This is a genomic window from Streptomyces sp. NPDC029159, assembly GCF_055564055.1.
In genome coordinates this window covers 282,970-296,168 of sequence record NZ_JBVHWT010000003.1, presented here as the reverse complement: position 1 = coordinate 296,168, position 13,199 = coordinate 282,970, and the positions used below count along the sequence as shown (strand labels likewise).

11 protein-coding genes and 1 riboswitch are annotated in these 13,199 nt (G+C 70.3%); of the genes, 6 read left to right on the top strand and 5 right to left on the bottom strand.

Features of this window, described 5'->3' with window-relative positions; genetic code table 11:
* The first annotated feature begins 24 nt into the window (after positions 1-24).
* Positions 25-1,008 carry a diacylglycerol/lipid kinase family protein gene (locus tag ACZ4U4_RS08325; protein ID WP_467870335.1) on the top strand — a complete coding sequence of 328 codons (984 nt, stop codon included), beginning with the start codon at positions 25-27 and terminating at the stop codon, positions 1,006-1,008.
* Between the two features lie 320 nt (positions 1,009-1,328).
* Complete coding sequence (locus ACZ4U4_RS08320; RefSeq protein WP_003983230.1) at positions 1,329-1,586, top strand: WhiB family transcriptional regulator; 258 nt, start codon at positions 1,329-1,331, stop codon at positions 1,584-1,586.
* Positions 1,587-1,742: 156 nt separating this feature from the next.
* Here the strand turns inward: ACZ4U4_RS08320 and ACZ4U4_RS08315 are convergent, their stop codons facing one another.
* A complete protein-coding gene (locus tag ACZ4U4_RS08315) occupies positions 1,743-3,212 on the bottom strand; it encodes a sensor histidine kinase (RefSeq protein WP_467870924.1) in 1,470 nt (489 codons plus the stop codon).
* 889 nt (positions 3,213-4,101) lie between these two features.
* On the opposite strand from ACZ4U4_RS08315, the gene nagB reads away from it, so the two are divergent.
* Positions 4,102-4,884, top strand: coding sequence for a glucosamine-6-phosphate deaminase (gene nagB / locus ACZ4U4_RS08310; RefSeq protein ID WP_030280864.1), 783 nt, complete (start codon positions 4,102-4,104; stop codon positions 4,882-4,884).
* 76 nt (positions 4,885-4,960) lie between these two features.
* On the opposite strand, the gene ACZ4U4_RS08305 is transcribed toward nagB, so the two are convergent.
* The 4 genes from ACZ4U4_RS08305 to ACZ4U4_RS08290 all read right to left on the bottom strand — a co-directional run bounded on the left by ACZ4U4_RS08305 (position 4,961) and on the right by ACZ4U4_RS08290 (position 9,766).
* Complete coding sequence (locus ACZ4U4_RS08305; RefSeq protein ID WP_467870331.1) at positions 4,961-6,526, bottom strand: glycoside hydrolase family 3 protein; 1,566 nt, start codon at positions 6,524-6,526, stop codon at positions 4,961-4,963.
* 10 nt (positions 6,527-6,536) lie between these two features.
* Positions 6,537-7,367: a carbohydrate ABC transporter permease gene (locus tag ACZ4U4_RS08300; RefSeq protein WP_467870328.1), complete on the bottom strand. Its 831-nt coding sequence runs from the start codon at positions 7,365-7,367 to the stop codon at positions 6,537-6,539.
* Positions 7,364-8,353 (bottom strand): carbohydrate ABC transporter permease, encoded by a 990-nt coding sequence (locus ACZ4U4_RS08295; RefSeq protein ID WP_467870325.1) that lies wholly within the window; start codon positions 8,351-8,353, stop codon positions 7,364-7,366. Before ACZ4U4_RS08295 ends, ACZ4U4_RS08300 begins: the two co-directional genes overlap by 4 nt.
* 144 nt (positions 8,354-8,497) lie before the next feature.
* A complete protein-coding gene (locus tag ACZ4U4_RS08290; protein ID WP_467870323.1) occupies positions 8,498-9,766 on the bottom strand; it encodes an extracellular solute-binding protein in 1,269 nt (422 codons plus the stop codon).
* 241 nt (positions 9,767-10,007) lie between these two features.
* On the opposite strand from ACZ4U4_RS08290, the gene ACZ4U4_RS08285 reads away from it, so the two are divergent.
* The 3 genes from ACZ4U4_RS08285 to mctP all read left to right on the top strand — a co-directional run bounded on the left by ACZ4U4_RS08285 (position 10,008) and on the right by mctP (position 12,860).
* Complete coding sequence (locus ACZ4U4_RS08285; RefSeq protein WP_467870321.1) at positions 10,008-10,769, top strand: GntR family transcriptional regulator; 762 nt, start codon at positions 10,008-10,010, stop codon at positions 10,767-10,769.
* Between the two features lie 166 nt (positions 10,770-10,935).
* A complete protein-coding gene (locus ACZ4U4_RS08280; protein ID WP_467870319.1) occupies positions 10,936-11,196 on the top strand; it encodes a DUF3311 domain-containing protein in 261 nt (86 codons plus the stop codon).
* The gene (mctP, locus tag ACZ4U4_RS08275) at positions 11,193-12,860 is read left to right on the top strand and encodes a monocarboxylate uptake permease MctP (protein ID WP_467870316.1); all 1,668 of its coding nucleotides are present in this window, start codon (positions 11,193-11,195) and stop codon (positions 12,858-12,860) included. The genes ACZ4U4_RS08280 and mctP overlap by 4 nt, the downstream gene beginning before the upstream one ends.
* 173 nt (positions 12,861-13,033) lie before the next feature.
* Positions 13,034-13,191: riboswitch (cobalamin riboswitch) on the top strand.
* Positions 13,192-13,199: the final 8 nt, after the last annotated feature.

Genomic DNA, 13,199 nt, shown 5'->3' with positions numbered 1-13,199 from the left:
CAGCAGGTAGGTACGCTGGCGGTCATGCGCGCGCTTCTCGTGGTCAATCCCGCTGCCACCACCACCAGTGCCCGCACCCGTGACGTGCTGGCCCATGCGCTCGCCAGCGATCTCGATCTGAAGGTCGCCGAGACCCGGTACCGCGGCCACGCCCGCGACCTCGCCCGGCAGGCCGCCGAGGACGGCAGGACCGAGCTGGTGGTGGCGCTCGGCGGCGACGGCACGGTCAACGAGGTCGTCAACGGTCTGCTGACCCACGGCCCCGACCCGGAGTCCCACCCCCGCCTGGCCGTGGTGCCCGGCGGCTCCACCAATGTCTTCGCCCGCGCGCTCGGCCTGCCGAACGACGTCGTGGAGGCGACCGGCGCCCTGCTGGACGCGCTGCGGGACGGCAGCGAGCGCACCGTCGGCCTGGGGCACGCCGCGGGCACCCGCGGCAGCGAGGACGAGGGTGTCCCGGGGCGCTGGTTCACCTTCTGCGCCGGGTTCGGCTTCGACGCCGGGGTGGTCGGCCGCGTCGAACAGCAGCGCGAGCGCGGCAAGCGGTCGACGCACAGCCTCTACGTCCGTCAGGTCGTCCGGCAGTTCCTGGGAGATCAGAACCGCCGGGAGGGCACCATCACGCTGGAGCGCCCGGCCCCGGACGGCGGCGCGCCGGAGGTCACCGAGGGGCTGGTGATGTCGATAATCTGCAACACCTCTCCCTGGAGCTACCTGGGCAATCGCCCGCTCTACCCGCTCCCCGACGCCTCGTTCGACACCGCGCTGGACGTCTTCGCGCTGAGCCGTCTCTCCCCCGCCGCCGTGACGCGTTACGCGACCCAGCTGCTGACCTCGACCCCCGAGCGCGGACCCCACGGCAAGCACGCACTGTCACTCCACGACCTGACGGCCTTCACCTTGCATTCACAGGCGCCACTGCCCTTTCAGATGGACGGAGACCACCTCGGACTGCGCACGAGTGTGACGTTCACAGGCGTACGCCGTGCACTGCGTGTGATTGTGTGAGCGGCAGGGGCTAAAGTCCTTTCACTCGAACGTTTAGGCTGACTTCCACCCCCTAGAAGTACGGCTGTGACCTAGGCGACACCAAGGAATCAAAAAAAAGTTTCCGGTAGGGGTTGTATCCGTCGCCGAGGTTTGCGAGTCTCTTCATGGCGATCGGGACGGCCGTTTCACCGGCCCCCTTGAGAGCCCGAATCCCCTCCTCATTCCACAGGACCGCACCAGTTTGTCGACTGGCATTCGGCCCTTCCCCTGCGGAGGGATTCGTGAAAGCGTTCACATTCACAAGCAACGTTCCCGTTATACGAGGAGATGGAGCAGCCATGGACTGGCGTCACCGCGCCGTTTGCCGCGAAGAAGACCCCGAGCTCTTCTTCCCCATCGGCAACACCGGTCCTGCGCTCCTGCAGATCGAGGAAGCCAAGGCCGTCTGCCGCCGCTGCCCCGTCATGGAGCAGTGCCTGCAGTGGGCGCTCGAGTCCGGCCAGGACTCCGGCGTCTGGGGTGGTCTGAGTGAGGACGAGCGCCGCGCGATGAAGCGCCGTGCAGCTCGCAACCGGGCGCGCAACGCCAGCGCCTGACACAGACTCCCCGTGGCCCCCGAGCCGCAGCGCGCAGTACCCCCGATGCGCAGAGCAACGTGAGCTTTGAGCCCCGGACCATCCGATGGTCCGGGGCTTACTGCTGTGTGGAACACCGCCGCGCCACTCCCCCGGTGGCCGTGGCGCCCGCCCCGGTCAGCTCTTCTCGGGCCGCACCGGTACGTCGAGGAGCACCCGCGTACCGCCCTCGGCGCCGCGCACCATGTCGAACGCGCCGCCCAACTCCCCTTCCACCAGGGTCCGTACGATCTGGAGCCCCAGGTTTCCGGTGCTGTGCGGGTCGAAGCCCTCGGGCAGCCCGCGGCCGTTGTCCTGGACGGTGACCAGCAGCCGCGGCTCGGTACGGCTGCCGCCGCGGACCGCGCCGACCTCGACCGCGCCCTGTTCCCCCTCGTCGAAGGCGTGCTCCAGGGCGTTCTGGAGGATCTCGGTCAGCACCATCGACAGCGGGGTGGCGACCTCCGCGTCGAGGATGCCGAAGCGGCCGGTGCGGCGGGTGGTGACCTTGCCGGGGGAGATCTCGGCGACCATCGCGAGGACCCGGTCGGCGATCTCGTCGAACTGGACGCGTTCGTCGAGGTTCTGCGACAGCGTCTCGTGGACGATGGCGATCGAGCCGACCCGGCGCACCGCCTCGTCCAGCGCCTCGCGGCCCTTGGCGGAGTCCATCCGGCGGGACTGGAGGCGCAGCAGCGCGGCGACGGTCTGGAGGTTGTTCTTCACCCGGTGGTGGATCTCCCGGATGGTGGCGTCCTTGGTGATCAATTCCCGTTCGCGGCGGCGGAGTTCGGTGACGTCGCGCAGCAGCACCAGCGAGCCGCTGTGGGTGCCCTTGGGCTTGAGCGGGATCGCCCGGAGCTGGATCACCCCTTCGTCGCCCTCCACCTCGAACTCCCTGGGCGCCCAGCCGCTGGCCAGCTTGACCAGCGCCTCGTCGACCGGGCCGCGGGCGGGTGCCAGTTCGGCGGTGGTGCGGCCGAGGTGGTGGCCCACCAGGTCGGCGGCGAGGCCGAGGCGGTGGTAGGCGGAGAGCGCGTTGGGGCTGGCGTACTGGACGACGCCGTCCGCGTCGAGCCTGATCAGACCGTCGCCGGCGCGCGGCGAGGCGTCCATGTCGACCTGCTGGGCCGGGAACGGAAACGTTCCGGCGGCGATCATCTGGGCGAGGTCGGAGGCGCTCTGGAGGTAGGTCAGCTCCAGGCGGCTGGGGGTGCGGACGGTGAGGAGGTTGGTGTTGCGGGCGATCACGCCCAGCACCCGGCCCTCGCGGCGGACCGGGATGGACTCGACGCGGACCGGCACCTCCTCGCGCCACTCCGGGTCGCCCTCGCGGACGATCCGGCCCTCGTCCAGCGCGGAGTCCAGCATCGGGCGGCGGCCCCGGGGGACGAGGTGGCCGACCATGTCGTCCTGGTAGGAGGTGGGCCCGGTGTTCGGCCGCATCTGGGCGACCGACACATAGCGGGTGCCGTCGAGGGTGGGCACCCAGAGCACCAGATCGGCGAAGGACAGATCGGACAGCAGCTGCCATTCCGAGACGAGCAGGTGCAGCCACTCGAGGTCGGAGTCGCTCAGAGCGGTGTGCTGGCGGACGAGATCGTTCATGGAGGGCACGCCAGCGAGCCTACCGGCGTACGGTGTCCCTGTTCTTCCCGTGTTCTCCGTGCGGAGGGCTTCCCGTGGGGTGGCCGTCCCGTGGACGGTACGGTGCAGATCTTCTGCCGTGCACGGGCATGGACAGATCAGAATGGTCTAGTCCACAATGTTTTCCACTACAGACTTCCGCTCTCCCCGCACAGGAGGGCGGATCGAGACCGGCGCGTTCTCTGCCCTGACTACGCGGCGGTCTCCGATCGACCGGCTCCCCGGCGGGCGCCACCCCCACCGCACTCGGGGTGTCCGACCGCCCGGCGGAACCGGCCGATGTAGCTCCGGGCTGCGGTGCCGGACAGGTTGAGGGTCCTGTCCCGGCGCCGCGGCCCGCGGGTGTTTCCGGGCCCGGACGCGCCGGTGGCGCGGGGCCGGGTCGGGGCGGATCTTGCGTTGATCCCCCGTTGACGGGCAGTTGATTCCGCGCGCCCAAGCTGGAAGCGCGTCACCGCCGGCCTCCCCCGCCCGGTCGCCCGCCTGCTTCCCCCCGGGCGACCGTCCGGGCGCGTCGCCGGGCCGGCCCGTTCCCCGTCGGGCAGGGTCCGGCGGCGCGCCCCTTTTCCGGGTCCGCGCATTCTCCGCGCCCCTTTTCCGGCACCGTCCGCCGCTCCCTCATTTCCCCTTCTCCGTAAGGGAATTACGGAATTCCGTGCACCTCGGAGCGAACGGTGGATAAACGGAGCGTGGGAGATACGGCACGGAGAGTGGAAATGCGCGGGCGGGTGGGGAATTCGGGGCCGAATCCGGGCGGAGGACGGCTTCCGGGAGCCGGGTCCGGAGGCGTCCACTCTGCTAGATTGGTCTATACCACCAGACTCCCATTCTTCAGAACGGCAGGCCACGCGTGGAAGTTGTCATCGTTCCGGACGCCCCCGCAGGCGGCAGGCTCATCGCCGACGCCCTCGCCGCCCTGGTGCGCCGCAAGCCCGACGCGCTGCTCGGTGTCGCCACCGGCTCGACCCCGCTGCCCATCTACGAAGCGCTCGCCGCGCAGGTCGCGTCCGGCGCGGTGGACGCCTCACGGGTCCGCGTCTGCCAGCTCGACGAGTACGTCGGACTGCCCGCCGGACACCCCGAGTCCTACCGTTCGGTGGTGCTGCGCCAGGTCGTCGAGCCGCTCGGGATCGACAAGGGGTCCTTCCTGGGGCCCGACGGCGCCGCCGAGGACATCCCGGCGGCCTGTGCGGCGTACGACGAGGCGCTGCGGGCGGCCGGCGGGGTGGACCTCCAGATCCTCGGGATCGGCACGGACGGTCACATCGGTTTCAACGAACCGTGCTCCTCGCTCGCGTCGCGCACCCGCATCAAGACGCTGACGCAGCAGACCCGCGAGGACAACGCACGGTTCTTCGACAGCCTCGACGAGGTACCGCACCACGTCATCACGCAGGGCATCGGCACGATCCTGGAGGCCCGGCACCTGGTGCTGCTGGCGACCGGCGCGGGCAAGGCGCGCGCCGTGGCGCAGGCGGTCGAGGGCCCGGTCGCCGCGGTGGTGCCGGCCTCGGCGCTCCAGCTGCACCCGCACGCCACGGTCGTCGTCGACGAGGCCGCCGCGTCGGAGCTGAAGCTCGCGGACTACTTCCGGGCGACGTACGCGGCCAAGCCGGAGTGGCAGGGCCTGTAACCAGCACGGACACGGCGACGGCCGGGGCGCTCCCCCCACGCGGGAGCGTCCCGGCCGCCGGTCTGTGGGGGCCAGGTCAGCCGTCGGCCACCGTGCCCGTCAGCGCCTCGGCGGCGGCGCGGGCGCAGACCCGGGCGGCGCCGTGGGTGGCGAGGTGGAGCGCGCCGCACGGCTCCGCCTGCGGGACGCCCATCTCGACGACGACGGTGTCGGGGCGGGCCGCCACCAGTGCGGTGAGCGCCCCGGCCATCCAGGGGTGGCGGTGCGCGTCGCGGACCACGGCGACGACGCGGCGCCGCCCGGCCTCGGTGAGCACCGCGGCGACCAGCCGGTCGGTGCCCTCGGCGGTGGCCCGCTCGGCGCCGTACGCGGTCGTGGTGGTGCCGGGCAGCAGCCGGGTCAGTTCGGCGGCGACGCCCCAGGGGGTCTCGTCGCCGACGGCGATGTTGGCGACGGGGGTGAACGCGGCGACGTGCACCGGTTCGGTGAGCGGGGTGAACGGCTCCCGGGCGGTGCGGCGCAGGGCGCGGCGGGCGGCGCGCAGCCCGGGTGCGGGTGCGGCCCCCTCCACCGCGCCCGCAGCCGGAGCCGGTGCGGACGGGGCCGCCGCGCCGCGGACCCACGCCGCCAGGGCGCGTACCCGGGCCGCAGCGTCCGCCAGCCGTTCCTCCGGCAGGTCGCCGTCGTGGACCGCCCGGACCAGGGCGTCGCGCAGCCGGTCCACGGTGGCCTCGTCGGAGAGTCCGCCGCCCACGCAGAGCGCGTCGGCGCCGGCGGCCAGCGCCAGGACGCTGCCGCGTTCGATGCCGTAGGCGGCGGAGATGGCGCGCATCTCGATGCCGTCGGTGACGATCAGCCCGTCGAAGCCGAGGCCGCCCTCGGACTCGGGGGCGCGCAGCAGTCCGTGCAGGGCGGCCGGGCTGAGGGTGGCCGGGCGGTCCGGGTCCAGGGCCGGCAGCAGGATGTGGGCGCTCATGACGGCCCGGGTGCCCGCGGCGACGGCGGCGCGGAACGGCACCAGCTCCCGCTCCCGCAGCGTCGTGAGGTCCACGCCGACGCGCGGCATGTCGTGGTGGGAGTCGACGGCGGTGTCGCCGTGGCCGGGGAAGTGCTTGGTGCAGGCGGCGACCCCGGCGGACTGGAGGCCGTCGACGTAGGCGGCGGTGTGCCGGGCGACCAGCGCCGGGGCGGCGCCGAAGGAGCGGACGCCGATGACCGGGTTGCCCGGGTCGGAGTTGACGTCCGCGCAGGGCGCCCAGTTGAGGTTGATACCGCAGGCGGCGAGGCGGGTGCCCAGGTCGCGGGCGACGGCGCGGGTGAGGTCCGGGTCGTCGACGGCGCCGAGCGCGAGGTTGCCCGGGTAGGAGGAGCCGGTGCGGACCTCCAGGCGGGTGACGTCGCCGCCCTCCTCGTCCACGGCGACCAGCACATCGCCGCGTACGGCGCGCAACCGGGCGGTGAGGGCGGCGAGCTGGTCCGGGCTGACGACGTTGCGGCCGAAGACGGCGACGGCGGCGAGGCCCTCGTCGAGGCGGCGCAGCACCCAGTCGGGCGGGGTGGTACCGGTGAAGCCGGGCTGGAGGACGGCGAGCGCGTCGCGGGTGAGGGCGTCGGTGGCCGTGCGGGTTCGGGTGGTGCTCATGGGGTCCGGGTCATCCCTTCACGGCGCCGGAGGTGAGGCCGCCGACGGCCTTGCGCTGGAGGAAGAGGAAGAGGACCAGGATCGGTACGGCGAAGATCGACGCGGCGGCCATGGTGGCGCCCCAGTCGTCGCCGAACTGGCTCTGGAACTGCGACAGCCACAGCGGCAGGGTCCCCTTGACCGGTTCCTTGTTGAGCACCAGGACGAGCGGGAACTCGTTCCAGGCGGTGATGAAGCCGAAGAGCGAGGTGGCCATCAGACCGGGGGCGAGCAGCGGGAAGACGACCTTGGTGAACGCCTGGCGGCGCGAGCAGCCGTCGACCATCGCGGACTCCTCCAGCTCCTTGGGCACGGCGGCGACGTAGCCGCGGAGCGTCAGGAGGGTGAAGGGCAGCACCATCAGCATGTAGAAGGCGGTCAGCGGGACGAGGCTGTTCAGCATGTCGGCGTCGCGGACGATCATGTAGATCGAGATGACCATGACCTCCCAGGGCGCCATCTGCGCGACCATGAAGACCAGCAGCGTCGCCTTGCGGCCCTTGAACCGCATCCGGGTCAGCGCGAAGGCGCCGCAGAGCGCGATGAGCAGCGAGAGGCCGACGGCGACGGCGGTGACGAGCACGGAGTTGCCCGCCAGTGTCCAGAAGTCGGGGGCGCCCACCGCGGTCGCGAAGTGCTGGAAGGTGCCGTGCAGCGGGAACCACACGGGGACGTCGCTGATGATGTCGCCGGTCGGCTTGAACGCCGTGTTGAACATCCAGTAGACGGGGAAGACGAAGCCGATGGCGAGGACGATCGCCGTCGCGTTGGGCCAGATCCGGCCGGCGAGCGAGCGCTTCACAGCTCGTCCTCCTCTTGCTTGAGCGTCAGACGCAGGTAGTACGCGGTCACGGCGAGCAGCACGGCGATGGTGAGCAGGGAGATCGCGGCGCCCATGCCGAAGTGGAGGTTGCCGACGCCCTCGGTGAACGCGTAGATCGGCAGGGTCTCGGTGAGCCGGTCCGGGCCGCCCTTGTTGATGGCGAAGATCTGCGGGAACGCCTTGAAGACCCAGATGACCTCCAGGAACGTCGTGGCGAGGAAGAACGGCTTGAGGAAGGGGAAGGTCACGGTGGTGAAGACCTTCCAGGTCCCGGCGCCGTCCATCCGGGCCGCCTCGTACAGCTCCCTGGGGATGGTCGTGGTCGCGGCGTAGAGGTTGAGCGCCACGAAGGGCAGGGACTGCCAGACGATCAGCAGGGTGATGACGAAGAAGGTGGAGAGCTGGGTGCCGACCCAGTCGTAGTGGGCCATGGAGTGCCAGCCGAGCTGGTCCAGGACCCAGTTGACGACGCCGTAGCGGGAGTCGAAGAGCCACTGGAAGACGGTGGTGGCGGCGATGACGGGCATCGCCCAGGCCAGCACCAGCGCGACGGAGAGCGCCAGGCGCATCTTCTTGCCGAGGCGGGCGAGGAGCAGGCCGATGAGGACGCCCAGCACCATGATCAGGGTGACGTTGACGGCGGTGAAGACGAGGGTGCGGAGGGTGACCCGCCAGAACTCCTCGCTGCCCAGGATCTCCTGGAAGTTGCCGGTGCCGCTCCAGACCGTCAGGTGCTGGATCAGCTCCTTCATGTTCAGGGTCTGGAAGGAGAGCAGGATGTTGCGGACCATCGGCCAGCCGAGGAAGACGGCGGTGGCCAGCAGCGCGGGGAGCAGCAGCAGATAGGGCGTGGCTCTGCCGGTGCGGCTCCGCCGGGTGCCGGTGGCGCGGCCGGACGGCGGCGCACCGCCTTTGCCGATGCGCGGCGCCCTCTTGTCCACCGCGTCGTCGAGCTGCACTGCCATGGCCGTTCGCTCCCCTTCGTACCGATGTCGCGCGCGTTGCGGTGCCTCCGTACGGGCCGGGTGGCCGGGCCGGGCGGAGGACCGGGTGTGCCGTCGCCGAAGGGGCGCGCCCTGATGGGCGGCGCCCCTTCGGCGGGCGGTGCCCTACTTCTGGGCGAGCCGCTTGTTGATCTCCTGCTCGACGGCCTTGGCGGCGTCGTCGGCGGTCTTCCCGCTCAGCACGGCGGTCATGTAGTTCTTGATCGGGTTCGGGACGTTCTCGACGGCCGCCCACTCCGGGATGAGCGGGGTGGTGCCGCCGGACTTCGCGGCCGCGGGGGCCGCCGCCTCGGCCGCCGGGTTGCCCTTCGCGGCGCTCGCCAGATCGGGGGACTTGGGGCTCCAGCCGACCTCCTTGACCATCTGCGCGTCGTTCTTCTTCGACAGCGCGACCTTGAGGAACTCCTTGGCCAGCTCCTGCTTGGTGCTGCCGCCGGCGACCGCGAAGTTGGAGCCGCCGAGGAAGACGCCCTCGGGCTTGTCGGCGGTCTCACCGGGGATGGTGAAGAAGCCGATGTCCTTCTTGATGTCCGGGTTGGCCTTGACGGCGGTGGCCGCCTCGTAGCCCATGGCGATGATGGCGCCGGTCTTGCCCTTGGCGAAGACCTCGGCCTGCTGCGGCGTCGCCTCGTCCTTGTTCTTGGGGGCGTCGCTGAAGGACTGGTAGGTCTTGTAGATGTCCATCGCCTTGGCGACCTTGGGGTCGGCGAGGTTGGAGACCCACTTGCCGCCGCTCTTCTTGACGAGGTCCGCGCCGGTGCCGATGGTCAGGCCGTCGAAGAAGTACCAGTTCTGGCCGGGCAGGTAGAGCGGTTCGGCATCGGTCTTGTTCTTGATGGTGTCGAACGCCTTGAACAGCTCGGTGCGCGTCTTCGGCAGATCCTTGATCCCGGCCTCGGCCCAGATCTTCTTGTTGTACATGACGACGCGGTTGCCGGCGTACCAGGGGAGCGCGTACTGCTTCCCGTCGGCCATCGCCGCCTTGTTGAAGGAGTCGCTCCAGTCGGCGCCGATCTGCTTCTTGAGGTCACCGAGGTCGAGCAGGGCGCCGGCCTTGGCGTAGGCGGCGGTCTGGGTGTTGCCGATCTCGACGACGTCGGGCGGGCTGTCCTCGGACAGGGCGGTGGTCAGCTTCTGCTGGATGCCGTCCCACTGCTGGACCTTGAAGTTGACGGTGGCGCCGGTCTTCTTCTCGAATTCCTTGGAGACCTGGGCCGTCCACTGTGACGGGTTGGATCCCGACATCACCCACACGGTCAGCTTCTGACCCTTGAAGCCGTCCGCACCGTTACCGCTGCCGTCGCTGGACCCACAGGCAGCGACACTCATCAGCATTCCCGCGACCGCGGTCGCTGCTATGAGTCCACGCTTCATTGCGCTCTCCCCTAGAGGCCGGGTGTGGTCTTTAATGGTTTAGACCAGTTCCCGCAGCTTGGCCTAGACCTTTTGGGGTGTCAAGGGTGTATAAGAGTCGCTGTCGGCTCCGTTACCGGACCGACATCTGCCGGGTGCGGGCCCGCGGCGGGGCCCGGCGACCACGCCCGTGCCACGATGTGAGGCGCAAGGTACGGAGGTGCCGGTGACGGCAGCACGACAGAGGGCGGAAAGGCGGGTCATGCAGACCGACGGGGGCAGCGCGGAGAACGGCACGACGGCCACACGCAGCGCCCGCGTTCCCAAGTATTACCGCCTCAAAAAGCACTTGCTGGAGATCACCGAAACGCTTCCGCCGGGCACCCCGGTGCCGCCGGAGCGGGCGCTGGCCGCGGAGTTCGACACCTCCCGCACCACGGTCCGCCAGGCCCTCCAGGAACTGGTGGTCGAGGGGCGGCTGGAGCGCATCCAGGGCAAGGGCACCTTCGTCGCCAAGCCGAAGGTCTCCCAGGCACTGCAACTGACCTCCTACACCGAGGACATGCGCGCCCAGGGGCTGGAGCCCACCTCGCAGCTGCTGGACATCGGCTACGTCACCGCCGACGACCGGCTGGCCGGGCTGCTGGACATCGCCGCCGGCGGCCGGGTGCTGCGCATCGAGCGGCTGCGGCTGGCCAGCGGTGAGCCGATGGCCATCGAGATCACCCATCTGTCCGCCAAGCGCTTCCCGGCGCTGCGCCGCAATCTCGTCAAGTACACCTCGCTCTACACCGCGTTGGCCGAGGTGTACGACGTGCGGCCGGCCGAGGCGGAGGAGACCATCGAGACCTCGCTGGCCACCCCGCGCGAGGCCGGGCTGCTGGGCGCGGACGTCGGCCTGCCGATGCTGATGCTCTCCCGCCATTCGCGCGATGCGCAGGGCCGTCCGGTGGAGTGGGTCCGCTCGGTCTACCGCGGTGACCGCTACAAGTTCGTGGCCCGGCTGAGCCGTCCGGTGGAGTGACACCCCCGGCGTGGCGCACCGGCACACGGCGGCCTCCCGCACACCCCCAAGGGGTGCGCCGGTGGCCGCCGTTGCCGTACCGATATGCGGACACCTAGTGACGGCTGACGCGGCCCTGCCATAGATTTCCAGCCCATTACAGGAGATCGCCAGGGACGGAGCGGCCATGCCGGAGCACGACGGAACACCCCCTTCCAGACAGGTCGTCACACCGACGCGTGTGGTGGCCGGACTCTGCCTGATCGCCCCGTTCGTGGCGATGCTCTGGGTGGGCTCGTACGCGAAGATCGAGCCGACGCTCATCGGCATCCCGTTCTTCTACTGGTACCAGATGCTGTGGGTGCTGATCTCCACGGCGCTCACGATGATCGCGTACAAGCTGGTCCAGCGGGAGAACCGCGTCCGTAAGGGCGGTGCGGCCGAATGACGCTCCCCTCCTCGGCGCTCGCCGCGTCCCACGCCGGCGGCGTCAACGGCGTCGCCCTCACGGTCTTCGTCCTCTTCTTCGTCGCCGTCACCGTCATGGGCTTCCTCGCGGCCCGCTGGCGCAAGGCCGAGCAGTCGGCCAACCTCGACGAATGGGGGCTGGGCGGCCGCAGCTTCGGCACCTGGGTGACGTGGTTCCTGCTCGGCGGCGACCTCTACACCGCGTACACCTTCGTGGCCGTCCCGGCGGCGATCTACGCCGCGGGCGCGTCCGGCTTCTTCGCGGTGCCGTACACGATCCTCGTGTACCCGCTGATCTTCACCTTCCTGCCCCGCCTGTGGTCCGTCTCGCACAAACACGGCTACGTCACCACCTCGGATTTCGTGCGCGGACGCTTCGGCTCGAAGGGCCTGTCGCTGGCCGTCGCGCTGACCGGCATCCTGGCGACGATGCCGTACATCGCCCTGCAACTCGTCGGCATCCAGGCGGTCCTGGACGTGATGGGCGTCGGCGGCGGCGAGAACACCAACTGGTTCGTCAAGGACCTGCCGCTGCTGATCGCGTTCGCGGTGCTCGCCGCGTACACCTACTCCTCGGGGCTGCGCGCCCCGGCGCTGATCGCGTTCGTCAAGGACGGGCTGATCTACCTGGTCATCGCCGTCGCGATCATCTACATCCCGATCAAGCTCGGCGGGTTCGACGCGATCTTCCACGAGGCGGGCAAGGCGTTCGCCGAACCGGGCCCGACCGGCAAGCCCCGCGGTGAGCTGGCCAGCGGCCCCAACAGCCAGTGGGCGTACGCCACATTGGCGCTGGGCTCGGCGCTCGCGCTGTTCATGTATCCGCACTCGATCACCGCGACGCTCTCCTCCCGCAGCCGCAACGTGATCCGCCGCAACACCACGATCCTGCCGCTGTACTCGCTGATGCTGGGCTTCCTCGCGCTGCTCGGCTTCATGGCGATCAAGGCGGGCACGGAGACCCACGGCAACGCCCAACTCGCCATCCCGCAGCTCTTCGCGGACATGTTCCCGAGCTGGTTCGCGGGCGTGGCGTTCGCCGCCATCGGCATCGGCGCCCTGGTGCCCGCCGCGATCATGTCCATCGCCGCGGCCAACCTCTTCACCCGCAACGTCTACAAGGACTTCCTCAAGCCCGGCGCCACGCCCGAGCAGGAGCACAAGGTCGCCAAGCTGGTGTCGCTGCTGGTGAAGGTCGGCGCGCTGGTCTTCGTCCTCACCATGGACAAGACCGTGGCGATCAACTTCCAGCTGCTGGGCGGCATCTGGATCCTGCAGACCATGCCGGCGCTGGTCGGCGGCCTGTTCACCCGCTGGTTCCACCGCTGGGCGCTGCTGGCCGGCTGGGCGGTCGGCATGGTCTACGGCACGCTCGCCGCCTACGGCGTGGCGAGCCCGACGCAGGCGCACTTCGGCGGCTCCAGCGCGGAGATCCCCGGCATCGGCCAGATCGGCTACATCGGCCTGACGGCGTTCGTCCTGAACGTCGTGGTGACGCTCGTCCTCACCGTCGTCCTGCGCGCCCTGAAGGCCCCCGACGGCGCCGACGAGACCAGCCCCGGCGACTACACCGCCGACGTCGGCGACCAGGGCGTCACCCCGGACCTGCCGCCCGCGGCGGCGGACGTTCCGGCGGGGCGCTGAGGGCGCGGACACGCCCGGCTGCCTCCAGGTCGCCGCTTCCCTCACGGGAGGCGGCGACCTGTTTTTTCACCTCGGCGCCCGGCTTTCCCAGGCGTGGAGCGGATCATCGCCCCGAACCGACAGCCACCGACCGCTCACTAGATATGGGGGTGCGCCCAAGACCCCACCACCACATGTATGCTCGTGCTCGCTGTCGCCGCAGGGGAATCCGGTGTGAGTCCGGAACTGTCCCGCAACGGTGTACGAGAGCGCAGATATCCCACGATGTCGACCGGCCCGGCCGGTGTGCGCCCCCGTCAGTCCGAAGACCTGCCGATGGTACGTCCGCGCCACCCTGGC

What these genes read in the sequence shown, in the direction of transcription:
- ACZ4U4_RS08315 (WP_467870924.1), bottom strand. Translation starts at nt 3,212, where the DNA reads ATGAACGATCTCGTCCGCCAGCACACCGCTCTGAGCGACTCCGACCTC.
- ACZ4U4_RS08295 (WP_467870325.1), bottom strand. Translation starts at nt 8,353, where the DNA reads ATGGCAGTGCAGCTCGACGACGCGGTGGACAAGAGGGCGCCGCGCATC.
- ACZ4U4_RS08305 (WP_467870331.1), bottom strand. Translation starts at nt 6,526, where the DNA reads ATGAGCACCACCCGAACCCGCACGGCCACCGACGCCCTCACCCGCGAC.
- mctP (WP_467870316.1), top strand. Translation starts at nt 11,193, where the DNA reads ATGACGCTCCCCTCCTCGGCGCTCGCCGCGTCCCACGCCGGCGGCGTC.
- ACZ4U4_RS08280 (WP_467870319.1), top strand. Translation starts at nt 10,936, where the DNA reads ATGCCGGAGCACGACGGAACACCCCCTTCCAGACAGGTCGTCACACCG.
- ACZ4U4_RS08325 (WP_467870335.1), top strand. Translation starts at nt 25, where the DNA reads ATGCGCGCGCTTCTCGTGGTCAATCCCGCTGCCACCACCACCAGTGCC.
- ACZ4U4_RS08320 (WP_003983230.1), top strand. Translation starts at nt 1,329, where the DNA reads ATGGACTGGCGTCACCGCGCCGTTTGCCGCGAAGAAGACCCCGAGCTC.
- ACZ4U4_RS08290 (WP_467870323.1), bottom strand. Translation starts at nt 9,766, where the DNA reads ATGAAGCGTGGACTCATAGCAGCGACCGCGGTCGCGGGAATGCTGATG.
- ACZ4U4_RS08285 (WP_467870321.1), top strand. Translation starts at nt 10,008, where the DNA reads ATGCAGACCGACGGGGGCAGCGCGGAGAACGGCACGACGGCCACACGC.